Source organism: Curtobacterium sp. Leaf183 (assembly GCF_001424385.1).
GTDB lineage: Bacteria > Actinomycetota > Actinomycetes > Actinomycetales > Microbacteriaceae > Curtobacterium.
Genome location: NZ_LMPO01000007.1, coordinates 39305 through 60714 on the forward strand (window position 1 = coordinate 39305; position 21410 = coordinate 60714).

Consider the following 21410-nt stretch of genomic DNA (forward strand, 5'->3'; position numbering starts at 1 on the left):
CGTGACGGGCTACCGGGGCGTCTCGTTCTGGCTGGACCAGCTCGTGGCCACCGGCCGCGACGACCTGACGCCCCGGCCACCCCTCGACGGCGACCGCACGGCGGACGTCTGCATCGTCGGCGGTGGACTCACCGGTCTCTGGACCGCGTGGTACCTGCTGCAGGGTGATCCGGGCCTCCAGATCGTCGTCGTGGAACGCGAGATCGCGGGCTTCGGGGCGTCCGGTCGGAACGGTGGATGGTGCTCGGCGCTCTTCCCGCGGTCGGCCGCGTCCATCGCCGAGCACGACGGCCTGCAGGCCGCACTCGCGATGCGCCAGGCGATGCGCGACACCGTCGACGAGGTCGGGCGTGCGTCGACCGAGGCCGGCATCGACTGCGACTACGTCAAGGGCGGCACCGTGCTGTACGCGCGGTCCGCCGTGCAGGACCGCTCGGCCCGGGACGAGGTCACCTCGTCGGGTGCGTTCGGCGACGACATGGTGCACCGGCCGGCAGCGGCCGGTGACGCCGCAGGCACCGTCGGCGTGGCCTGGACCCCGGACTGCGCGCGGGTGCAGCCCGCCGCGTTGGTGCGCGGACTGGCGGCCGCCCTGGAGGCTCGTGGTGTCGTGATCGCGGAGCACACGCCCGCCACGTCCTGGGCCGCAGGGCGGGTGGTCACCACCCGCGGGACCGTGTCGGCCGGCGCGGTCGTCGTCGCGACCGAGGGGTACGGCGCGCAGATCGCGCAGACCCGCCGTCGGATCCTGCCGCTCTACTCGCTGATGATCGCGACCGCACCGCTGCCGACCGCCGCGTGGGACCGGATCGGGCTCGAGCACGGGCAGACGTTCTCGGACTACCGGCACCTGCTGGTCTACGGGCAGCGCACCGCCGACGACCGCCTGGCGTTCGGCGGCCGGGGTGCCCGGTACCACTGGGGATCGGCCATCCGGCCCGGGTACGACCGGGTGCCGCGGGTGTTCTCGCACCTGCGATCCGCCCTGGTCGACCTGTTCCCGGCGGTGGCCGACGCACCCGTCACCCACACCTGGGGCGGACCGCTCGGGGTGCCGCGCGACTGGTGCGCCTCGGTGACGTGGGACGGCGCCGTCGGCACGGCCGGCGGCTACGTCGGCGACGGTCTCTCGACGACGAACCTGGCGGGGCGGACGCTCGCCGACCTGGTGCGCGGGGTCCGCTCGGACCTGACCGCGCTGCCGTGGGTCGGGCACCGCTCCCCCGACTGGGAGCGCGAGCCGCTGCGGTTCCTCGGGGCGAACGCCGGACTCGTCGCGACGGACCTGGCCGACCGCGAGGAAGCACTGACCGGGCGGGCGAGCATCGCCGCGCGGCTGATGGCACCGCTGACGGGAGGGCACTGATGGGCGTGGACGTGATCGTCGTCGGGGCGGGTGTGGCCGGACTCGCCGCCGCGCGAGCCCTGGTCCTGGCCGGGCAGGACGTCGTCGTGCTCGAGGCGCGGGACCGCATCGGCGGGCGCACCTGGACGGACACCGCGCTCGGCGTGCCCGTCGACCTCGGGGCATCGTGGATCCACGGCGTCGACGGCAACCCGCTCTGGGCGCTGGCACCGGCGTTCGGCATCGACACGGTCGAGTTCACGGTGGGCAGCTTCCAGTTCGACGGGCGGCCGATCGCGTGGCACGACCCGACCGGCGCGGCCCTGCAGGACCCTGCCGTGTCGTCGTTCGTCGACGACCTGCACACCGTCGACCGGCTGCTCGACGGCGCGGTCGCAGCGGCTGCCCCGGGCGTCTCGTACGCCGAGGTGGTCGCCGCGGTGCTGTCGTCGCTCGGGTGGTCGGGCGATCGAGCACTGCGAGTGTCCGAGTACCTGGCGCACCGCTCCGAGGATCTGTGCGGCGCACCCGTCACCGACCTCGACGCCCACGGGCTCGAGGAGGAGCACGTGCCCGGTGACGAGGTCGTGTTCCCCCGCGGGTACGGGCAGTACGCGGCGGCGCTGGCCGACGGGCTGGACGTGCGGACCGGTGCCGTCGTGACCGAGGTCGCGCAGAACGACGAGCGCGTCCGGGTGACGACCGCCGACGGTGCCGTGTTCAGCGCCGCGTCGGCCGTGGTGACGGTGCCGCTCGGCGTGCTGCAGGCGGGCGACGTCGTCTTCGACCCGCCGCTGCCCGACCCCGTCGCCGGTGCGATGGGCCGGCTCGGGTTCGGCGTCTACGACAAGGTGTTCCTGCGCTTCCCGACGCGGTTCTGGGGCTCGGACTGGGTGATCCGGCAGCAGGGGCCCGCCGGCGTGGACTGGCACTCCTGGTACGACATGTCCCGCGTGACCGGGGAGCCCGTGCTCGCCGCGCTGGTCGGTGGTGCTGGTGCCCGTCGGCTCGAGCGGCTGACCGACGACGAGATCGTCACGGAGGGGCTGGCAGGACTCCGGCACATGTTCGGCGGAGCGGTGCCTGCACCCCAGGCAGTGCGGATCACCCGGTGGGCGGCGGACCCGTTCGCGCGGGGGTCGTACTCGTATCTGCACGTGGGGGCGTCGACCGACGACCACGACCTGCTCGGGACAGCGGTCGGCCGCGTGCAGCTGGCGGGCGAGGCCACGTGGGGCGACGACCCCGCGACGGTGCACGGGGCGCTGCTGTCCGGGTTACGGGCTGCCGGGCGGGTACTCGGGCGGCCGGTGTCGGCGGCGGCGTTGGCCGGGGCCGTGCCGGCGGCCTGACGTGGCGTCGGAGTTGTCGGGTCGTCGGGGTCGCGCGGTGCGGTGCTGCGCGTCGTGCGCTGCCTGTTCGCCTGCTGCTAGCGTGCAGCAACGGTGGGGGGAACCATGCAGACGTCTCGGATCGCGATCACCGCGGGCATCGCGGGGGCGCTGGCGATGCTGGCGGCCGGGTGCACCGCGGCAGACGAGCCCGCCCCGTCCCGGTCGGCCGCCGGCACCGTGGCACCGTCCGGCGTCGCGGCCACGCCCGACCCGGGTCGGTACCTCGCGATCCTGGACCGCCCGTTCTCACCCGACGACGCCCTGCCGGACGACGCGGTCGACCCTCCCGACACGATGGTCGCCAACAGCCAGCGGCTGGCGGTGACCCGGGACGGGACGACCTACTGGATCGCGGCCGATGCGGGTGGCGGGGCCTGCCTGATCGCGTACGACCCGGATCCGGCCAGCGTGGACAACTGGACCACGTGCGGCGGTGTCGTGCACCCGGAGTCGGTCATCGTGAACATGACCGGCGACGAGGGACGCCGGACGGCGCTCGTGTCCGACGGCTTCGCCGGCGAGGGCGACGGGGTGCTGCACCCGATCGCGCAGAACGTGTGGGTGAGCTGAGACGCGACCCGGCTCGTTCGGCCGCGAGCCTGCCGGTTCCGGGGAGGACACGTCCAGCGTCGTCCCCGGACGCGGTCGGTCAGGCGCCGTGGGCCTCCTCCGCGACGGGCTGCCACTCGCGCCAGGTGGCCAGACGCGACTCGTAGTCCTTCTCGGCGATGCCGAGCGGCGCCTTGCCGAAGAAGACGCGCAGCGGGGGCTGCTCGGCGTCGACGACCTTGAGGATCGCCGACCGGGTCGCCTCGGGCTTGCCCGGGTCGGCGGCCGACGGACGCTTCGAGGCCGCCTCGCGCACGTCCGCGTACGCCGGGTTCTCGTCGCTGTGCTTCGACGACGGGCCCGACCAGTCGGTCGAGAACCCGCCGGGCTCGATCAGCGTGACGTTGATGCCGAAGCCCGCGACCTCCTGCGAGAGCGACTGCGACAGGCCCTCGAGCGCCCACTTCGACGCGTGGTACGCGCCGACGGTCGGGAAGGCGCTGATGCCGCCGATGCTCGACACCTGGATGACGTGGCCGGAGCCCTGCTCGCGCATGATCGGCAGGGCCGCCTGGGTGACCCAGAGCGCACCGAACAGGTTCGTCTCGAGCTGGCTGCGGACCTCGTCCTCGGTGAGCTCCTCGACCATGCCGAAGTGGCCGAAGCCGGCGTTGTTGATGACGACGTCGAGCGAGCCGAAGTGATCCGCCGCCTGCTCGACCGCGGCGAAGTCGGCCGAGCGGTCGGTGACGTCGAGCTGGATGGCGAGGAACGTGTCCGGGTACTGGTCGACGAGCGGCTGTACGTCGTCGGTGTTGCGGGCCGTGCCGGCGACCGAGTCGCCGCGCTCGAGTGCGGCTTCCGCCCACTCGCGGCCGAAGCCCTTGGATGCGCCGGTGATGAACCAGGTCTTGCTCATGTGTCCTCCTGTGGTCTGACACCGCCAGGCAACGCCAGCTCGGCTGGACGGACCTGGACGTCCGGGTGACACCGCGCGCCTTCCGGCCCACCCCCCGGTTGACGACGACCTCGTAGCCTGGGGCGATGGACACCGACGACTGGGAACGCGCCGTCGCGGCGCTGTGGGCAGACGAGACCGTCGACGACGAGCAGCGGATCGACCGGATGCGGGTGCTCGCCGACGCCGCCCCGCACCTCGCGCTCGGTGCGTTCGAGCTCGGCGGCGCGTGTGACTCGGGTGGACACGAGGCCGAGGCCGACACCCACTACACGGCCGCCACGGCAGCGGGTCTGGACGCCGTGGACCCGACACGCGCCGCGCAGATGGTCGTGCAGCACGCATCGACCCTGCGGAACCTCGGTCGTCTCGACGAGGCGATCGCCATGCTCGAGCACGCTCCGACCCACCCGGCGACGGGGGCTGCCCCGAGGGTCTTCCTGGCGCTCGCCCTGCACAGCGCGGGCCGTCACGACGAGGCACTCCGTGTCGCGATCGAAGCCGTCGAACCCACCCTGCCGCGCTACCACCGGTCCGTCCGCGCATACGCCGCAGCGCTCACCGATGACTGACGACGGTTCGTCAGCAGCGCTCTTCCTCAACGGCTCGTACGGGGTCGGGAAGACCTCGGTCCTCGACCACGTCGGGAACCTCCTCGCCGCCGCGGGTCGGCCGTTCAGCCTGATGGACGTGGACTGGTTCCACCGGTCGTGGCCCGTCGCGGCGGACGACCCGAACAACACGGCCGTCGAGGCGCAGAACATCGCGGCGGTCTGGGCGAACTACCGTCGCGCAGGTCCACGGCAGCTCGTGATGAGCGGCGTCATCGCCGACCCGAAGGACATGCGTCGGTACGCAGACGCGACGGGGATGCGCATCCGCTCGGTCCGGCTGGTCGCCAGCGCGCAGACCCTGGAGGCCCGTCTGCGACTCCGGTACGACAGCTCGCGTGCCGCGGAACTCCGGTGGCACCTGGAACGGTGCGTCGGGCTGCAGGAACGGCAGGCCCGTGCGGACCTGGACGAACTGGTGGTCGCCACCGACGACCTGACGGCCGCCGAGGTGGCGCGGCGGGTCCTCGACCACGTCATCCCTGGGGCGCTGCGAACTCCAGGTTGACGTCGTCGGGGTCCTGCACGGACAGGATGACGAGCCCGAACGGCGGCAGGTCGGTGACCCCGCCGTGCGCGATGCCGGCCGCGTCCAGGCGCTCGACGGCCGCGTGCAGGTCGTCCACGGAGCCCACGCGGAAGGAGACGTGGTCCAGCCCGACGCGGTCCGGGTCGAACCGGTCGCCGACGGGTGCCACCGGGCGGAGCCCGAGCGTCTGACCGCCGAACGTGAACGAGCACCCGCCGTAGGTGCGCCAGGGGTCGTCGTGGACGGTCGGGTCGTCGATCTGGTCACTGAAGTCGCTGCCGGGCGCCATCCCGAACAGCTGCTCGTAGAAGGCCTTGCTGCGGCGGATGTCGGTCACGGTCAGTCGCACGTGGGCGAAGCCGAGCGGCGTGACGATGGGGTCGGTCATCCCGACATCATCGTCCTCGGTACGGTGAGCGCATGCAGTGGGGCAGCACCGGACTCGACGGCGCACAGGTCGACTTCGTCCGCCGGACGGTCCCCGGCGCGACCGTCACCGCGATCGAGTCCTGGGGGCTGCTCGACACGGTCGTGCTGCACGTCGAGGGCGCCGAGCACGACGTGACGGTCAAGGCGTCCGGGCCGACCAACACTCACTTCCCACGGGAGCTGCTCGCACACCGCCGGTGGACCGCGGGGCTCGTCGCCTCCGGGGACACCGGTGCGCTGCGCACCGCGGACGAGGACCTGCGTGTCCTGGTGCTCGACCGGGTCCCGGGCCACCTGGCACTCGGCACCGACGACGAGCACTCCCCCGACGTCCACCGGCAGGCTGGGACGCTGCTCCGCCGTTTCCACGACCAGCACGCGGTCCGAGACGACGGCTTCCTGCGCGCCGAGACAGCGAAGGCCACCGCCGCGCTGTCGTCGCCGCACCGGATCCCCGCCGCGGTCGCGGACCGTGCTCGGCGCCTGCTCGAGCGCTCCGAACCCGGGCCCGCGACGGTCGTCCCGACCCACGGGGACTGGCACCCCCGGAACTGGATCGTCGACCGGGGACAGCTGCGCGCGATCGACTTCGGCCGGTTCGCGCTGCGTCCCCCGGCCGCCGACCTGACACGACTGGCCGTCCTGCACTGGCAGCACGAGCCCGAGCTCGAGCGGGCGTTCCTCGACGGCTACGGGGACGACCCCCGCGAGCCCGACGCCTGGCGCTGGCTGCAGCTGCGCGAAGCGGTGGGCACGGCGGTCTGGGCCTTCACGGTCGGCGACGAGCGCTTCGAGCGACAGGGCCACAGCATGCTCGCGGACGCCCTCAGCGCCTTCGACTGACCGCCCGCTGCCGTCGGTGATCGCCTGGTCGACACCGGCGACCTCCGGGCCTGCGGACTCAGCGCCCGGGGGCCAGGCCCACCAGCGGCATCAGCCAGCTCAGCCCGGCAGCGAGCGCGGGGCCCGCGGTCGCCCAGTTGTGCCGGGCGCCCGGCAGGATCCACGTCGTCACGTGCATGCCGGCTGCCCGTGCCCGCTGCGCCTGCACCGGGGTGAACTGCCCGTAGACGTGGTCGTCGGCGCCGGCCGCGAAGAACGCGTTCGACGCCCGGTACGGTCCGTGCGCGGCGAGCAGTGCCGCCGGCTGCGCCGCCCGGTAGGCGGCCGCGTCCCCCGAGAAGCCCTCGGCGATCGTGGTCGCCACGGATCCCAGGGTCGGGCCGGCCTCGCCCGAGACGTCGATGAGGTTCCCGAACCGCGCCGGGTCACCCGCGCCGAGCTGGATCGCGCACGTACCGCCCTGCGAGAACCCGCCGATCGTCCACGCGCCGGCACCGGACTGCACGCGCAGGTGCGTCGTGACCCAGGCCGGGACGTCGTGCAGCAGGTAGGTCCGGCTGTTGCCGAGCGGACCGTCGACGCACATCGGGTTGGCGGACTCCGGGCCGAGCTGATCCGGTACGACCACGATCGGCGCGAGTCCACGGTGCAGGGCGGCGAGCGCGTCCATCGTCTCCTCGATGTGCCCACCGGTCTGCAGGTCCTCCGGTCCGGCGCCGCGGGACTGCCCGGACAGCAGCACGACGACCGGCAGGTGGGGCGGGGCGGCGGTGAGCGCGGCCGGCGGCAGGTAGAGCAGGGCGTCGCGCGCGGTGAAGTGGGAGCGGGTCGCCGGGATCGTCACGTGCAGCAGACGACCGGCGGTCGGCATGCCCGCCGGTGGCGTCCAGGTGGACGCCAGGTCGGCGGTCGCCGGAGCGGTGGTCGTGCCCGGCGCCTCGGCGGCCGGGATGCCGGCGTCGGAGACGGCCGGCGTCGAGGGCGGGTTGCGCGGGCTCGACGTCGGCAGCGGCGTCGCCGTGGCCGTCGTCCCGGCATCCACGGGTGCCGCCGCCGACGAGGACCGGCCCCACCAGGTCGCCGCGACGCCGACGTTCACCGCCGTCAGGACCGTCATGGCCACGACGACGGCAACGACGGCCTTGGAGCGAGTTGTGTGCTGCATGGGAATGCCGAGCGTAGGGAGCAGCGCCGGGAGCAGGCCTCCGGAGCGGTGCGCCGGGCTGAAGGTCCTCCTCGCCGGGTCCCAGCTGGTGTCGAGCAGCCGGCGAGCGATCGCCCTGGAGTACAGCGCCCTCGTGCTTCGTGGACGTCATGGCTGGTCCGGTCGCGCGTGCCCCGCCGGTACAGTTCCCCGACCGGCGTCACCGAGCACCTGACCGACGACCACGTCCGACACGAGGGAACCATGAGCGACACGATCTACGCCGTCACCGACCCCACCAGCGGCGAGGTGCTCCGCACCTTCCCGACGATCACCGACGCCGAGCTGTCGGACGCGATCAGCACCGCCGACCGCGCGCACGCCGAGGACACCAGCACGGTGGCCGACCGCGCGGCGCTGCTGCACCGTGTCGCCGAGCTCTACCGCGAACGGCGTGCGGACCTGGCGGCGACGATCGTGCGCGAGATGGCGAAGCCGATCGAGCAGGCCCTGGGCGAGGTCGACTTCTGCGCGGACATCTACGACCACCACGCCGACCACGCCGAGGAGTTCCTCGCCGACCAGCCCATCACCCTGGCATCCGGGTCGGTCGGCAGCGCGTTCATCCGGAAGGACTCGGTCGGCGTGCTGCTCGGGATCATGCCGTGGAACTTCCCCGCCTACCAGATCGCCCGGTTCGCCGGCCCGAACCTGCTCATCGGCAACACGGTCCTGCTGAAGCACGCGCCGCAGTGTCCCGAGTCGGCCCTGGCGGTGGAACGCATCTTCCACGACGCCGGGTTCCCCGCGGGCGCCTACACGAACGTGTTCGCCTCGAACGACCAGGTCGCGGACGTCATCGCCGATCCGCGCGTGCAGGGCGTCTCCCTCACCGGGTCCGCCCGCGCCGGTGCCGCCGTCGCCGAGATCGCCGGCCGCAACCTGACGAAGGTCGTGCTCGAGCTCGGCGGGTCCGACCCGTTCATCCTGCTCTCGACCGACGACCTGGACGCCGTCGTCGCGTCCGCCGTCGCCACGCGGCTCGAGGGCAACGGGCAGGTCTGCAACGCCGCCAAGCGCTTCCTGGTGGCCGACCACCTGTACGACGACTTCCTGGCGAAGTTCACCACCGCCATGGCTGCCGTCACCCCGACCGACCCGTCCACGCCGGGTGCCGAGCTCGGCCCGCTGTCCTCGCCGGCCGCCGCCGACCGACTCCAGGAGCAGCTCGAGGCCGCGACCGCCCAGGGAGCGACCGTCGAGACCGGCGGCGAGCGCATCGGAAACGCGTTCACCCCGACCGTCCTGACCGGTGTCACAGCGGACAACGACGCCTACCGCGAGGAGTTCTTCGGACCCGTGGCAGCCGTGTACCGCGTCGCGGACGAGGACGACGCCGTCCGGCTCGCCAACGACACCCCGTACGGCCTGGGCTCCTACCTCTTCACCACCGACGCCGACCAGGCCCTCCGGGTCGCCGACCGCATCGAGGCCGGCATGGTCTACGTCAACATCGTCGGCGCGGACAGCCCCGAGCTGCCGTTCGGCGGGGTCAAGGGCAGCGGCTTCGGCCGTGAGCTCGGCGCCCTGGGGGCCGACGAGTTCGTCAACAAGAAGCTGATCCGGATCGGCTGACGGACCGCAGCACATGACGGACAGGAGGCCCGGTGCCAGCTGGCACCGGGCCTCCTGTCCGTCACCTCGTCACTGCGGGTCCGCGGGCTCCCCGCCGGAGTCCGGGTCGCTGTCCTGCGCCGGGTCCTCGGTGGCGTTCCCCGTCGAGGACCCGTCCGGCAGGTCGTCGGTGTACTGCTGCTCGTCGTCGGTGGGCTGGCTGGATCCGTCAGGTGTCGTGTCGCTCATGTCGCGCACGGTACGCGCGCGCCCTGCCTCGTCCGCCCAGGGCCGATGCGGGACTGCGGTGACACCAGAGGACACCGTCCGAGCCAGCGAGGGCGCGGATGCACGCGCTCCGACTGGCCGCCGTGCACGACCTCTCCGCCGCGATGACGGGAGGGGCCAGGTCGTGGGTCAGGTGGTCAGGTGGTCAGGTGGTCAGCGACCGTCGCAGGACGCCGCTCACGTTGCCGGTGCGGTCCACGACCCACACCATCACCGAGTACTGACGGCCTGCCGGCAGTCCGGCGATCGTCGCGGAACCAGCGGCGCTGCTCGCCGCCACCGCCGAGCCCGAGGTCGGCGTCGCACCAGTCTCGTCACCGGGCACGAGTCGCACGATCGTCGTCGCGGCGTCCCCCGAAGACGACTTCCCCCAGGTGACCTTCGGCGTCCCCGTGGTCGAGACGCTCACCGGGCTGGCACCGCGCGGCGCGGTGACGTCGGTCCGGGACCGCCAGAGCAGCTCACCGGACACCGGACCGGGGCGGGTGTCGTTGCCGCAGGCGACGGAGAACCGCACGCGAGCACGGTCGACCGACCCGTCGGGAGCGAGGGCGAGGTCGGAGATCGTGGCGGTCCCCTGGGTGCCGTTGCAGTCCCGACTGGCTCGGCTGATGTCGAGCAAGAGCGGCGCCCCGTCCTCATGGTCGCCCACGCGGAAGGTCCCGTCGTGGAGCACCGACGAGTCCAACGGCGCGAGTTCGAGTCTGCTGAAGGCCGTCGTCGTCGAGTAGACCTGCTGTGACGAGAACACCGCGGTGCCGGGACCGTTCGACCCCTGGAACATCGCGAGCGGCCCGTCGGCGTCCACACGCGTGCGGTTCAGGGCGATCCAGTTGTCGCCACTCACCGTGAGCCTGCTCGTCCCGACCGGCGACGTCCCGGCGAGCGAGGCGCTCACCGTCGTCCCCCCGACGGGGATCCCGAGGCTGGCGACACGGGGACCGCCGACCCGCGGCGAGAACCCGACACGCACGGTGCAGGTCGCACCGGCGACGAGGGTCGTCCCGCTGCAGGTGTCGTCCGCGAGCGCGAAGTCACCTGCGTGCATCCCACCGAGGACGGCGCGACCGAGGCGCTGCGGTGTCCCCGACGCGTTGTGGAGGGCCTGGGTCGCCCAGATGCGGGTGCTGCCGACGGCGGTCTGCGGCCAGGTGAGGTCCGTGCTCGAGAAGCGGACGGCCTGCTCCGGCTCGCCCATCCTGACCTGCCCGAACGACGCGTTCGCGGGGCTGTAGCCCGCGGAGAGGAACGTGATGTCGAAGCGCGTGAGGGTGCCGGACGCGTCGAACGCGACGTCGCGGACCTCCCAGCGGCTGGCGTGTTCGACGGTGACCGTGCCGACGGAGAGGTCGGCGCTGTCGGTGCGCTCGAAGGCGATCTCCCTCGACCAGTCCGCGTTCGCCGGGTCACGGAAGCGGAGCTCGATGCGCTTCCGGTTCGCGGTGACGAGGTCGATGTCCCCGTCTCCGTAGAGCTGGGGCTGCTGGAACCGGTCCGGCGCAGTCGTGTTCGCGATCATCCCGATGATCGGCGGGTGGTCGTCGGCTGCGACCGCGGGTTGCGCGGCGAGCGTCGAGCCGAGCACACCCAACACGAGGCCGACAGCGATGAACGGTGTGCGTGCCGACTGCGGCATTGGTCCTCCTGGTGGGGCCCGAGTAGCCCTCATGTCGATCATGTCGTGTTCGGTCGACGCTGTCCGGGAGCGGACTGGCAGACTGCCGGGATGGCTCCGATCACCGTCCGCCCGATCCACGCCGACGAGTGGGAGCGCGTCCGCGAACTCCGCCTCCGCGCCGTGCAGGACCCGGTCGCCGCGATGGCGTTCGTCGACTCCGTCGAGCACACGACAGCCCTGCCGGACATGTTCTGGCGGGACCGCGCCGCCGGCGGCTCGGACGATGCCGGCGATGCGGCAACGGCTCGGCAGTTCATCGCCGAGGACGGGTCTGGCACATGGATCGGCACCGCCACGGGACTCCGCGAGCGTGCGGGCGACGACGACTTCGAAGGTCGTCCCGTCCACGTCGACGGCTGTGCCGTCGTCGGCGTCTACGTCGCGCCGGAGCACCGCGGACACGGGGTCGTCGGTGCCCTCGTCGACGCGATCGGCGCATGGGCGGCCGCGCCGGTGCGACTCACCGTCCATGCCCGCAACGCGCGAGCGATCCGCGGCTACGAGAAGGCCGGCTTCACGGTCGTCGGCGACGAGTTCCCCGGGACCCTCGGACCGACGCTCGACATGCGGCGGTCCTGACCGCCTGACGGACGGGAGGCCCGGTGCCAGTTGGCACCGGGCCTCCCGTCCGCCACGGGGTGACTACCGGACGGTGGCCGGCTGCGGCAGGACGGCCACGATCTCGGCCGCCGCCTGGCGGCCCATCCGGACCGCACCGTCGACGTGCTGGTAGCCGGCGCCGGCCAGGTCGCTCGACGCGAAGCGGATCGGCCCCACGGCCGCGCGCTGGTCGGCACCGTAGCGGACCAGGCCGCCCAGGTCGAAGCTCGCCGCGTACGCGCCGCGGGTCCACTCCTCGGTGCCCCAGTCGCTCTCGTGGTAGACGACGGGGTCGGCCGCCCGGGGTCCGTAGTAGTCGACGAGCGAGGCGAGGATCCGTGCCTTGCGCTCCTCCGCGGGCAGCGCGAGGACGGCGTCGGCATGCACGTCGGACACGAAGCCCACGATGGCGCCCTGCGCCGAACCGTGCGTCGTGTTGTCGTACGCCTCGTGCACGAGCTCGTAGGGGCTGAACGCCGTGCCGGACAGGCCGGCATCGCGCCAGAACGGCCGGTCGTACACCGCCTGCACCTTGATCACGAACCCCATCGACAGGTGCTGGTGGAGCTGGTGCTGGCGGCGGGGCAGCGGCGGCTCGAACGTGATCCGGCTGTAGAGCGGCGGCGGGACCGCCAACAGGGCCTGCTGCGCGTGCACCTCGACGCCGCCGTCGGCGAGCGCGACGACACCGTCGTCGGTCCAGCGGAGCGTCCGGACGGGCGCGTTCAGGTGCACGGCGTCGCCGAGCTGCGCGGCCAGCCGTTCGGAGACCTGCTGCATGCCGCCGACGACGCGCTTGTCGAGGATGAAGTCGGCGTCGACCAGGTTCGAGAAGCTGCCGGCAGACGCGGCCATCAGCAGCGCCTGCAATGCGGAGAACGCGTGCGCGGGCTTGGTCAGCATCGCGCCGGCGATGAACAGCGCGACGTTCTCCGTCGCGACGCGGTCGTCGCTCAGACCGTGCAGCCAATCGCGGAAGGAGACCTCGTCGAGTCGCTCGGCGTCCGGCGCTGCCCAGGGCTCGGCCGGGTCGACGGTGGCGACGAACACGTCGACGACCGCCACGAGCCGCTCGACCTCGTTCGCGGTGGCCTCGGGCAGCGGGAAGACGTCGCCGGTGTACTCCGTCCGGTTGCCGTCGGCGTCGACGTACACGCTCGACCCCTCGCGGTACCGGTCGACCGTGTCGAGGCCGAGCTCCTCGAGGGTCTCGAGCAGCGCGGTCTGGTCGGGCGAGACCCACTGGCCGCCGATCTCGAGCGTGACGCCCTCGATGTCGTCCGTCCACGTGCGGCCGCCGACGCGGTCGCGGGCCTCGAGCACCGTGACCGTGCGGCCCTGGGCACGCAGGCGGGTGGCGGCGACGAGCCCGGTCACGCCGGCCCCGATGACGACGACGTCGCTCTCGGTCATCGCTGTGCTCCCTGTCCGGTCGTGGTGCCCTGGGCGGTGCGCTGCCGGAACGGGTCCGGCGTCAGGGTGTACATCGTCTCGAGGTACTCGTGGATGCCCTCGGCGCCGCCCTCGCGACCGGTGCCGGACTGCTTCACGCCACCGAAGGGTGCCGAGGCGTTCGACACGACCCCGGTGTTCAGGCCGAGCATGCCGGTCTCGAGCCGCTCCATCAGCCGATGCCCACGGGCCGGGTCCTCGGTGAAGGCGTACGCCACGAGACCGTACTCGGTGTCGTTGGCCGCGCGGACGGCCTGGTCCTCGGTGGCGAAGGTGCTGATCGCCAGGACCGGGCCGAAGATCTCGTCGCGCAGGATCTCGCTGCCCGGCTGCACGTCCGTCAGCACGGTCGGCGCGAAGAACGTGCCGGGTCCGTCGAGCGCCGTTCCACCGGTGCGGACGACGGCGCCACGGGCCACGGCGTCGGTGACGAGCCGCTCGGCCTTGGCGACCGCGCGGGTGTCGATCAGCGGACCGATCGCGACGCCGTCCTCGGTGCCGCGGCCGACGCGCATCGCCTGCACGCGCTCGGTGACCCGGCGGGCGAACTCCTCGGCGACGTCCTCGTGCACGATGAACCGGTTCGCCGCGGTGCAGGCCTGCCCGGTGTTCCGGAACTTCGCCGCGAGGGCACCGGTCACGGCCTCGTCCAGGTCGGCGTCGGCGAAGACCAGGAACGGTGCGTTGCCGCCGAGTTCCATGCTCGTACGCAGGACGTTCGCGGAGGCCTGCGCCATGAGCGTCCGACCGACGGGGGTCGACCCCGTGAACGACAGCTTCCGGAGTCGCGGGTCGGCGATCACCGGCTCGGACACCGCACGCGCGTCACTCGTCGGCACGACGTTCACGACACCGTCCGGCACACCGACTTCGCGCAGCAGGTCCACGAACAGCAGGGTGGTGAGCGGCGTGAGTTCGGCGGGCTTGACGACCACCGTGCAGCCGGCGGCCAGCGCGGGCGCGATCTTGCGCGTCGCCATCGCGAGGGGGAAGTTCCACGGGGTGATCAGGTACGCGGGCCCGACGGGCTTGTGCGAGACGGTCGCCCGACCGGTGCCCTCGGGGTTGGTGCCGTACGAACCGCCGATCCGGACCGCCTCTTCCGAGAACCAGCGCAGGAACTCGCCGCCGTAGGTGACCTCGCCGTCCGCCTCGGCCAGGGGCTTGCCCATCTCCAGGGTCATCAGGAGCGCGAAGTCCGCACGGCGCTCCTGCAGCAGGTCGAAGGCGGCGCGCAGCAGTTCCCCGCGCTTCCGGGGTGGCGTGGCGGCCCAGTCGGCTCGGGCGCGGTCGGCTGCGGCGAGCGCACGGAGCCCGTCGTCGGCCGTCGCGCTCGCCACGTCGGCCAGCACCGCTCCGGTCGACGGGTCGTGGACGGCGAAGGTGGCTCCGTCCGACGACGGCTGCCACGAGCCGTCGATGAACAGCCCGGTGGGCACGCGGGACAGCAGGTCCTGTTCAGTGCTGGCGCTCATGCCTGTGCCAGCCCTTCGAGCACGACGCCGAGGCCCTCGGTCAGCAGGGCGTCGTCGATCGCGAGCGGCGGCAGGAAGCGCAGGACGTTGCCGTAGGTGCCGGCGGTCAGCGCGATGACGCCGTGCTCGAAGGCGTACCGCACCACCCGCCCGGTCAGCCCGGGGTCCGGGTCACCGGTGACGGGGTCCACCAGCTCCATCGCGATCATCGCCCCCCGGCCACGCACGTCGCCGATCCGCGGGTCGTCCGCCTGCGCCGCACGGAGCGTGTCGAGGAGGATCCGCTCGATCCGGCGTGCGCGCTCGACCAGGTCGTCGTGTTCGAACGCGTCGATCGCGGCGAGGGCTGCCGCGCACGCGATCGGGTTGCCGCCGTAGGTCCCGCCGATGCCGCCGACCTGCGGGGAGTCCATGATCTCGGCGCGACCGGTGACGGCGGACAGCGGCAGTCCGCCGGCGATGCCCTTGGCGGTGGTGACGACGTCCGGCACGACGCCCTCGTGGTCGCTGGCGAACATGGCCCCCGTCCGTGCGAAGCCGGTCTGGATCTCGTCGGCGATGAAGACCACGTCGTTCGCTCGGGCCCACGCGGCGATGGCCGGCAGGAACCCCTCGGCCGGGACGACGAAGCCGCCCTCGCCCTGGATGGGCTCGATCAGCACCGCGGCGGTGTTCTCGGCCCCGACCTGCTTCTCGATCTGGGTGATCGCGCGCTTCGCCGCTTCGGCGCCGGACAGGCCGTCACGGTACGGGTAGGACATCGGCACGCGGTAGACCTCGGGTGCGAACGGGCCGAAGCCGCTCTTGTACGGCTGGTTCTTCGCCGTGAGTGCCAGCGTCAGGTTCGTGCGTCCGTGGTACGCGTGGTCGAACACCACGACGGCCTGCCGCCCGGTGTGGCTCCTGGCGATCTTCACCGCGTTCTCGACGGCCTCGGCGCCGGAGTTGAACAGCGCCGTGCGCTTGTCGTGGTCGCCCGGGGTCAGCCGGTTGAGCGCCTCGGCCACCTCGACGTACCCGTCGTAGGCGGCGATCGTGAAGCAGGTGTGGGTGAACGCCGCCGCCTGCGCGGTGACGGCAGCGACGACGCCGGGGTGGGCGTTCCCGACCGTGGTGACGGCGATGCCCGAGCCCAGGTCGATGAGCGAGTTGCCGTCGGCGTCGACGACGACCCCGCCGCCCGCGGCCACCACGGCGATCGGCACCGCGACACCGACCCCCGTTGGCACGGCGGCGGCCTTGCGTGCGAGCAGCTCCGTGGACCGCGGTCCGGGGACCGTGGTCACGAGGCGGCGCTCCTGCGCCAGGCCCGGTCCGCCGGTGGTGGTGGGGTGGACGGCTGTGGTCGACATCCGGCGATGCTACGAGCCGGAGAGGGCACACCCCACCGTCCACCGTGGCCACCCACCGCCGTGGGTTTCGCCGTGGTGGATACAGTTGCGCCATGCCCGCGACGCTGCGATCCCTGCTCGCCCGCCGAGACCTCGGCCTCCGGCTGCTGACCGACGTCCGGGACACCACCGCCGCCCGGTCGTCGGACGTGCCGATCGCCTGGCTGCACAGCTCCGACCTGCCCGACCCCACGCCCTTCCTCGCCGCGGGCCAGGCGCTCCTGACGACGGGGACACAGTTCGGCCCGGACGCCGAGGTGCCGCCCGGCATCGCCGACGACTACGTCCGCCGGCTGACGGCCCACGGCGTCGTGGCACTCGGCTTCGGCACCGAGGTCGTCCGCGCCGGGACGCCGGATGCCCTCGTCGATGCCTGCCGGACCCACGGGCTCCCGCTGTTCGAGGTGCCGTACGCGACCTCGTTCATCCAGGTCGCGCAGGCGAACGCCGAGTCCGTGGCGAAGGACGCGAACGCCCGCGACGCGTGGGCCCTCGCCGCGCAGCGCGCGATCTCGTTCGCCGCCATGCGGCCGGACGGCCTCGGCGCGACGCTGGCCGAGCTCTCGCGACAGCTCGACTGCTGGGTCGGGCTGCTCGACGTCTCCGGGCGCATCGACCGTGCCTTCCCGCCCGACGGCATCGCCGCGGTCGAGCGCACCCAGCTGCAGGAGGAGGGCGCCCGGCTCCTGCGCGGCGGACAGCGCGCGAGCCTCCCGGTGAGCACCGCCACAGGGGGTTTCACACTGCAGACGCTCGGGTCGGGCGGACACCTGGACGGCGTCCTCGCCATCGCGACCGGCACGCTCGACCACGCCGGACGCGAGGTCGTCACCGCCGTCATCGCGCTCGCGGGTCTGGCGCTGCAGCAGAACCGCGAGCTCGGACGTGCACGCGGACTGCTGCGCACCGGGCTCCTGACGATGCTGTCGTCCGGCAACCACGACGTGGTCGAGACGACCTCGCGCGAGCTCTGGGGGCCGCTCCCCGCCGCACCGGTCCGCGTCGCCGCCGTCCACGTGGACGACGAGGACCGCGACGCCGTGGTCGACCTCCTCGAACTCTGGGTGCAGGACCGCCCCGGGCAGCTCTTCTTCGCGGTCGATGACGCCCTGTTCCTGTGCATCGGCGCGGACGACGACGGCGTGGACACCGTCCGTCGACTGACCGAGCGGTACGACCTGCACGTCGGGCTGTCCGACGGGGCCGCCTACGGGTCCTTCGGGCGAGCCCGCGCCGAGGCCGTCCGCGCGCTCGACCGCTCGCGCGAGGGTCGCCCCGGCATCGTGGAGTTCGGGGACCTGGCGCGCGACGGCGTCCTGGCGCACCTCGCCCACACCGACGCGTCCGACATCGCCCGCGCGTTCCTCGCCCCGCTGACCGACCACGACGCCGCTGCCGGCTCCGACCTGACCCGGACCGTCCGCACCTGGCTCGAGCAGGACTGCGAGTACGACCGCGCAGCGCAGGTCCTCGGCGTGCACCGGCACACCGCCCGGGCACGGGTCGCGCACGCGGGTCGGCTGCTCGACCGTGACCTCGGCCTGTTCGCCACCCGCGCCGACGTCTGGGCCGCCTTCGTCGCCCTGTCCGCCGACTGAGAGCCCCTGTCTCGGCTGTTCCCGTGTGCACCCCGCCGTCGCCTGTCTCCCGGGGAACGTCCCGCGCAGATCGACGCCGCCGCGAACGGCTCCGTCCTGGTCGGCCACCCGGTCGCGCGCGGAGCGCGACGACCTCGTCGTCCGCACGGTCGCCGGAGCCGTCGGTCTGCGGATGGAGCGACTCGCGTCGGATGCGTGACCAGCAGACGGACCGGAGGCGCGGATCACCGCCGCCACGGGCCTCCCGTCCGCCGTCAGACGCCGAGGACGAGTCGCACCCCCGCCTCGACCTGTCCGAGCAGGTAGGCGGGGAGCATGCCGACCGGGTGCGGGTCGAGGAACTCCCGACTCACGGGTCCGACCTGTGTGACGTTCGCCACCGAGTCACGGTCCAAACCGGACGAGCCCGGGGGCACCAGCACGTTGCCGGGGAACTGCTCGAGCGCGGTGTTCGAGGTGAGCGGAACCGTGAGGACTGTCTGGATCGATGACGCCGTCAGCCAGTCGGCCTGCAGGACCACGCACGGACGCACCTTCGCGGGCTCGGAGCCGCGAGGGGAACCGAAGTCGGCCCACACCACGTCGCCTCGTTCGATCACCAGGTCGTCCCTCCGGACCGGAGCCGCTCGTTCTCCCGCACGAACAGGTCGTCGTCACCTCCGGCCTTCGTGAGCGCAGCGTCGGCGAGTGCCGTGAGCTCGGACGTCCCCTCGAGCTGGTCTGCGAACCGAGTGGCCGCGGTGCGGTAGAACTCCGAACGGTTCATGCCATGGGCACGCGCCACGCGTTCGAATCGTTCGAAGTCGGCGTCCGGAACCGAGATGGCCTTCTTCATGGGGTGAGTATAACCGGTATCACCGCCCTAGTGAGGCCGGGATCTCGAGCTCGCCGTGCTCGACGAGCCAGCGGACCGCCGACTCCACCGTCTCGCCGGCCGTGTACCGCGGCTGGTACCCGAGCAGACGTCGCGCCTTGTCGATGCTGAACACCTGACTGCGGGACAGGTGGTCCCAGCTCGCGCCGGCCGCGTCCTGGTCGGTGGTCTCGCGGAACCGGTCCCACGGGACGGACTCGAGCCGGGCCTCCTGGCCGAACCACGACGCGGCGAGCGCCGCGTACCCGCGCACGTTCAGGGCGTCGGACGCGACCACCGTGAAGTCCTCGCCGGATGCGGCATCGCGGTGCTCGATCGCGCGTTCGAACGCCTGGGCGACGTCGTCGGCGTGCACGTGGGCCATGGTCTCGGTGCCGATGCCCGGGATCGCCAGGGTCTCGCCGGTCGCCAGGGTGCGCCACACCGACGGGTCGAGGTTGCCGACCGGGCCGATCGGCGCCCATCCGGGGCCGCTGATGTGCCCGGGGTGGAGCGAGGTCGTGACGACACCACCATCGGCAGTTTCCTTCTTGAGCATCCGGGCGATCCGGTCCTTCTCGACGCCGTAGGTCCCGACCGGGGGCGTGGCGTTCTCCTCGGTGACCGGGAGCACCTGGCTCGGCCCGGCACGCCAGATCGAACCGCAGTGCAGCAGGTGCACGTCGGATCCGCGCAGCCGTTCGACCAGGGCCGTGGCCGACTCGAGCGTGAAGCACACCAGGTCGACGACCACGTCGGGGCGGAGTCCGACGACGCGGTCTGGGAAGGTGCCGTCGCGGTCCTCCTGCTCGCGGTCGGCGACGACCTGCTCGACCTGGTCCCACTCCGGGGACTCCGCGTACGCGCGGCGCTGTCCGCGGCTGATGTTCACGACGTGGTGACCGGCGCGGACGAGCCGAGGGACCAGGAACGTGCCGATGTGTCCGCTGCCGCCGATGACGACGATGCGCTTGCTGCTGCTCATGCGGGCGAGCGTAGGCGCGTGTGCATGTGCCGGGGCCACCCCGGACGGACGGGAGGCTCGGTGCCGGCCTGCCAGGGGCCCGGCTGTCCGCCTCGGCGACGGGACGGTGCCGCGATCGCGGCCCGGCGGTCCGGCTCGGCGACGGGACGGTGCCGCGATCGCGGCCCGGCGAGCCGCCGCGGCGACGCGACGGTGCCGCGGTGGAACGACGAAGGCCCCTGATCTCTCGATCAGGGGCCTTCGACTTCTTCTGTTCTGCCTGGTGCGCGAGGGGGGACTTGAACCCCCACGCCGTTTCCAGCACACGGACCTGAACCGTGCGCGTCTACCAATTCCGCCACTCGCGCCAGCCCGAGAACACTACCACGCACAGAATGCGCCAGCTGCCACCGACTACCATGCAGAGGTCATCGACCCGAGAACGTGGGAGACCCATGGGACTGCTGGACAGCTTCGAGCGGGGGCTGGAGCGCGCCGTCAACGGCACGTTCGCCAAGACCTTCCGCTCCGGCGTGCAGCCGGTGGAGATCTCGAGCGCGCTGCGGCGTGAGCTCGACACCAAGGCAGCGGTGGTCTCGCGCGACCGCATCCTGGTGCCGAACGAGTTCACCGTGCGCCTGGCGCCGCCGGACTGCTCGCGGATGAACGACGTCGGTCGGCCGCTGATCGACGAGCTCACGCAGATGGTCCAGCAGCACGCGGTGGCGCAGAACTACTCCTTCTCGGGCCCGGTCACGATCCGCCTGCAACAGGACGGCACGCTGTCGACGGGGATCCTGCAGATCGACTCCACCACCGTGCAGCGCGACGTCGCGTGGGTCGCCGTGCTCGACATCGGGTCCCAGCGGCACCGTCTGCAGCGCGGGCGCACCGTGATCGGCCGCGGCACCGACGCCGACATCACCGTCGCCGACACCGGCACGAGCCGCAAGCACGTCGAGGTCCTGTGGGACGGCAAGCACGCCCAGGCCAACGACCTCGGCTCCACGAACGGCTCGAAGCTGAACGGCGAGCGGTTCGACCAGTCGATCGTCGAGCCGGACTCAACCATCGAGATCGGTCGTACCCGTATGGTGTTCCGGGTGATCCCGGAGAACGACGGAGGTGCGCGATGACCACAGGGCTGACACTGCTCGTCCTGCGCTTCGCGTTCCTCGCGGTGCTCTGGCTGTTCGTCTTCGTGATCGTCTTCGCCCTGCGCAGCGACCTCTTCGGGCAGCGGGTGCGCACGATCCCCACCGATCCCAAGGGCGCGCCGTCCGGCCCGACGACCCCGACCATCCCCGCGGGAGGTGCCGCACCGGGTGGTGGTGCCGGGGCGTTCACCGAGCTCATCGAGCAGGGGCGCTCGTCCGGCTCGCAGCTGACCGCCACCGACGTCGCCACGCGGCTCGTCATCACCGAGGGTGCGCGTGAGGGCATGGAGATGCCGCTCGGTCGCGGCCCCATCACGGTCGGACGCTCCAGCGAGAGCAACGTCGTGATCCGCGACGACTACACGTCCACGAACCACGCACGACTCGAACTGCAGCCGTCCGGGTGGGTGGTCATCGACCTCGAGTCGACGAACGGCACGTTCGTCGACGGGCAGAAGGTGACGGCCCCCGTGACCGTCGCGGAGCGGACGCCGATCACGATCGGGACGACGACGTTCGAGCTGCGGCGGTAGGCCCG

The 21410-nt window shown here is 72.6% G+C and carries 22 protein-coding genes and 1 tRNA gene; 11 read left to right on the top strand and 12 right to left on the bottom strand.

Annotation, left to right across the window (positions count from 1 at the left end; translation table 11 throughout):
* Position 1: 1 nt before the first annotated feature.
* The 3 genes from ASG04_RS04520 (at position 2) to ASG04_RS17310 (ending at position 3309) form a co-directional block, all read left to right on the top strand.
* Positions 2-1366 carry an NAD(P)/FAD-dependent oxidoreductase gene (locus ASG04_RS04520; protein WP_056120928.1) on the top strand — a complete coding sequence of 455 codons (1365 nt, stop codon included), beginning with the start codon at positions 2-4 and terminating at the stop codon, positions 1364-1366.
* Positions 1366-2697, top strand: coding sequence for a flavin monoamine oxidase family protein (locus tag ASG04_RS04525; RefSeq protein ID WP_056120931.1), 1332 nt, complete (start codon positions 1366-1368; stop codon positions 2695-2697). The genes ASG04_RS04520 and ASG04_RS04525 overlap by 1 nt, the downstream gene beginning before the upstream one ends.
* Positions 2698-2802: 105 nt before the next feature.
* Entirely contained in the window at positions 2803-3309 is a 507-nt protein-coding gene (locus tag ASG04_RS17310) for a hypothetical protein (RefSeq protein WP_056120933.1), read from the top strand.
* A gap of 79 nt (positions 3310-3388) precedes the next feature.
* On the opposite strand, the gene ASG04_RS04535 is transcribed toward ASG04_RS17310, so the two are convergent.
* Positions 3389-4207: an SDR family oxidoreductase gene (locus ASG04_RS04535; RefSeq protein WP_056120935.1), complete on the bottom strand. Its 819-nt coding sequence runs from the start codon at positions 4205-4207 to the stop codon at positions 3389-3391.
* A 125-nt stretch (positions 4208-4332) separates the two neighbouring features.
* On the opposite strand from ASG04_RS04535, the gene ASG04_RS04540 reads away from it, so the two are divergent.
* Together ASG04_RS04540 and ASG04_RS04545 are read left to right on the top strand one after the other, a co-directional pair.
* Entirely contained in the window at positions 4333-4818 is a 486-nt protein-coding gene (locus ASG04_RS04540; protein ID WP_056120937.1) for a tetratricopeptide repeat protein, read from the top strand.
* Positions 4811-5365 carry a hypothetical protein gene (locus tag ASG04_RS04545; RefSeq protein WP_056120939.1) on the top strand — a complete coding sequence of 185 codons (555 nt, stop codon included), beginning with the start codon at positions 4811-4813 and terminating at the stop codon, positions 5363-5365. Before ASG04_RS04540 ends, ASG04_RS04545 begins: the two co-directional genes overlap by 8 nt.
* Here the strand turns inward: ASG04_RS04545 and ASG04_RS04550 are convergent.
* Positions 5334-5774: a VOC family protein gene (locus ASG04_RS04550; protein WP_056120941.1), complete on the bottom strand. Its 441-nt coding sequence runs from the start codon at positions 5772-5774 to the stop codon at positions 5334-5336. The two genes, ASG04_RS04545 and ASG04_RS04550, sit on opposite strands and share 32 nt — an antisense overlap.
* A gap of 32 nt (positions 5775-5806) precedes the next feature.
* Here ASG04_RS04550 and ASG04_RS04555 point away from each other — a divergent pair, with 32 nt between their 5' ends.
* The gene (locus ASG04_RS04555) at positions 5807-6658 is read left to right on the top strand and encodes a phosphotransferase (RefSeq protein ID WP_056120943.1); all 852 of its coding nucleotides are present in this window, start codon (positions 5807-5809) and stop codon (positions 6656-6658) included.
* Between the two features lie 58 nt (positions 6659-6716).
* On the opposite strand, the gene ASG04_RS04560 is transcribed toward ASG04_RS04555, so the two are convergent.
* Positions 6717-7823, bottom strand: a complete 1107-nt coding sequence (locus tag ASG04_RS04560) for an alpha/beta hydrolase (RefSeq protein ID WP_156463529.1) — start codon at positions 7821-7823, stop codon at positions 6717-6719.
* A gap of 243 nt (positions 7824-8066) precedes the next feature.
* Between ASG04_RS04560 and ASG04_RS04565 the strand changes: the two genes are divergently transcribed.
* Positions 8067-9437 (top strand): NAD-dependent succinate-semialdehyde dehydrogenase, encoded by a 1371-nt coding sequence (locus tag ASG04_RS04565; protein ID WP_056121586.1) that lies wholly within the window; start codon positions 8067-8069, stop codon positions 9435-9437.
* A 69-nt stretch (positions 9438-9506) separates the two neighbouring features.
* On the opposite strand, the gene ASG04_RS17315 is transcribed toward ASG04_RS04565, so the two are convergent.
* Together ASG04_RS17315 and ASG04_RS04570 are read right to left on the bottom strand one after the other, a co-directional pair.
* A complete protein-coding gene (locus ASG04_RS17315; RefSeq protein WP_156463530.1) occupies positions 9507-9665 on the bottom strand; it encodes a hypothetical protein in 159 nt (52 codons plus the stop codon).
* A gap of 184 nt (positions 9666-9849) precedes the next feature.
* Entirely contained in the window at positions 9850-11340 is a 1491-nt protein-coding gene (locus tag ASG04_RS04570) for a hypothetical protein (protein ID WP_056120947.1), read from the bottom strand.
* A 90-nt stretch (positions 11341-11430) separates the two neighbouring features.
* Here ASG04_RS04570 and ASG04_RS04575 point away from each other — a divergent pair, with 90 nt between their 5' ends.
* Positions 11431-11961: a GNAT family N-acetyltransferase gene (locus ASG04_RS04575; protein WP_056120949.1), complete on the top strand. Its 531-nt coding sequence runs from the start codon at positions 11431-11433 to the stop codon at positions 11959-11961.
* Positions 11962-12024: 63 nt separating this feature from the next.
* Here ASG04_RS04575 and ASG04_RS04580 read toward each other — a convergent pair whose 3' ends face one another.
* Genes ASG04_RS04580 through gabT form a run of 3 tightly spaced genes read right to left on the bottom strand, consistent with a single transcriptional unit; the run spans position 12025 to position 16261 of the window.
* Positions 12025-13395, bottom strand: a complete 1371-nt coding sequence (locus tag ASG04_RS04580; RefSeq protein ID WP_056120950.1) for a flavin monoamine oxidase family protein — start codon at positions 13393-13395, stop codon at positions 12025-12027.
* On the bottom strand, positions 13392-14909 hold the full coding sequence (locus ASG04_RS04585; RefSeq protein ID WP_056120952.1) for an NAD-dependent succinate-semialdehyde dehydrogenase: 1518 nt from the start codon (positions 14907-14909) through the stop codon (positions 13392-13394). Before ASG04_RS04585 ends, ASG04_RS04580 begins: the two co-directional genes overlap by 4 nt.
* A complete protein-coding gene (gene gabT / locus ASG04_RS04590) occupies positions 14906-16261 on the bottom strand; it encodes a 4-aminobutyrate--2-oxoglutarate transaminase (protein WP_056120954.1) in 1356 nt (451 codons plus the stop codon). The genes ASG04_RS04585 and gabT overlap by 4 nt, the downstream gene beginning before the upstream one ends.
* A gap of 92 nt (positions 16262-16353) precedes the next feature.
* On the opposite strand from gabT, the gene ASG04_RS04595 reads away from it, so the two are divergent.
* Positions 16354-17898: a PucR family transcriptional regulator gene (locus ASG04_RS04595; RefSeq protein ID WP_056120956.1), complete on the top strand. Its 1545-nt coding sequence runs from the start codon at positions 16354-16356 to the stop codon at positions 17896-17898.
* A 254-nt stretch (positions 17899-18152) separates the two neighbouring features.
* On the opposite strand, the gene ASG04_RS04600 is transcribed toward ASG04_RS04595, so the two are convergent.
* The 4 genes from ASG04_RS04600 to ASG04_RS04615 all read right to left on the bottom strand — a co-directional run bounded on the left by ASG04_RS04600 (position 18153) and on the right by ASG04_RS04615 (position 20083).
* Positions 18153-18497 (bottom strand): type II toxin-antitoxin system PemK/MazF family toxin, encoded by a 345-nt coding sequence (locus ASG04_RS04600; RefSeq protein ID WP_056120957.1) that lies wholly within the window; start codon positions 18495-18497, stop codon positions 18153-18155.
* Entirely contained in the window at positions 18494-18733 is a 240-nt protein-coding gene (locus ASG04_RS04605; RefSeq protein WP_056120960.1) for a hypothetical protein, read from the bottom strand. Before ASG04_RS04605 ends, ASG04_RS04600 begins: the two co-directional genes overlap by 4 nt.
* A 19-nt stretch (positions 18734-18752) precedes the next feature.
* Positions 18753-19736, bottom strand: a complete 984-nt coding sequence (locus ASG04_RS04610; RefSeq protein WP_056120962.1) for an NAD-dependent epimerase/dehydratase family protein — start codon at positions 19734-19736, stop codon at positions 18753-18755.
* 260 nt (positions 19737-19996) lie between these two features.
* Positions 19997-20083, bottom strand: a tRNA-Leu gene (locus ASG04_RS04615).
* 87 nt (positions 20084-20170) lie between these two features.
* On the opposite strand from ASG04_RS04615, the gene ASG04_RS04620 reads away from it, so the two are divergent.
* Positions 20171-20851 carry an FhaA domain-containing protein gene (locus tag ASG04_RS04620; RefSeq protein WP_056120963.1) on the top strand — a complete coding sequence of 227 codons (681 nt, stop codon included), beginning with the start codon at positions 20171-20173 and terminating at the stop codon, positions 20849-20851.
* Positions 20848-21405, top strand: a complete 558-nt coding sequence (locus ASG04_RS04625; protein WP_056120966.1) for an FHA domain-containing protein — start codon at positions 20848-20850, stop codon at positions 21403-21405. The genes ASG04_RS04620 and ASG04_RS04625 overlap by 4 nt, the downstream gene beginning before the upstream one ends.
* The last annotated feature ends 5 nt before the right edge of the window (positions 21406-21410 follow it).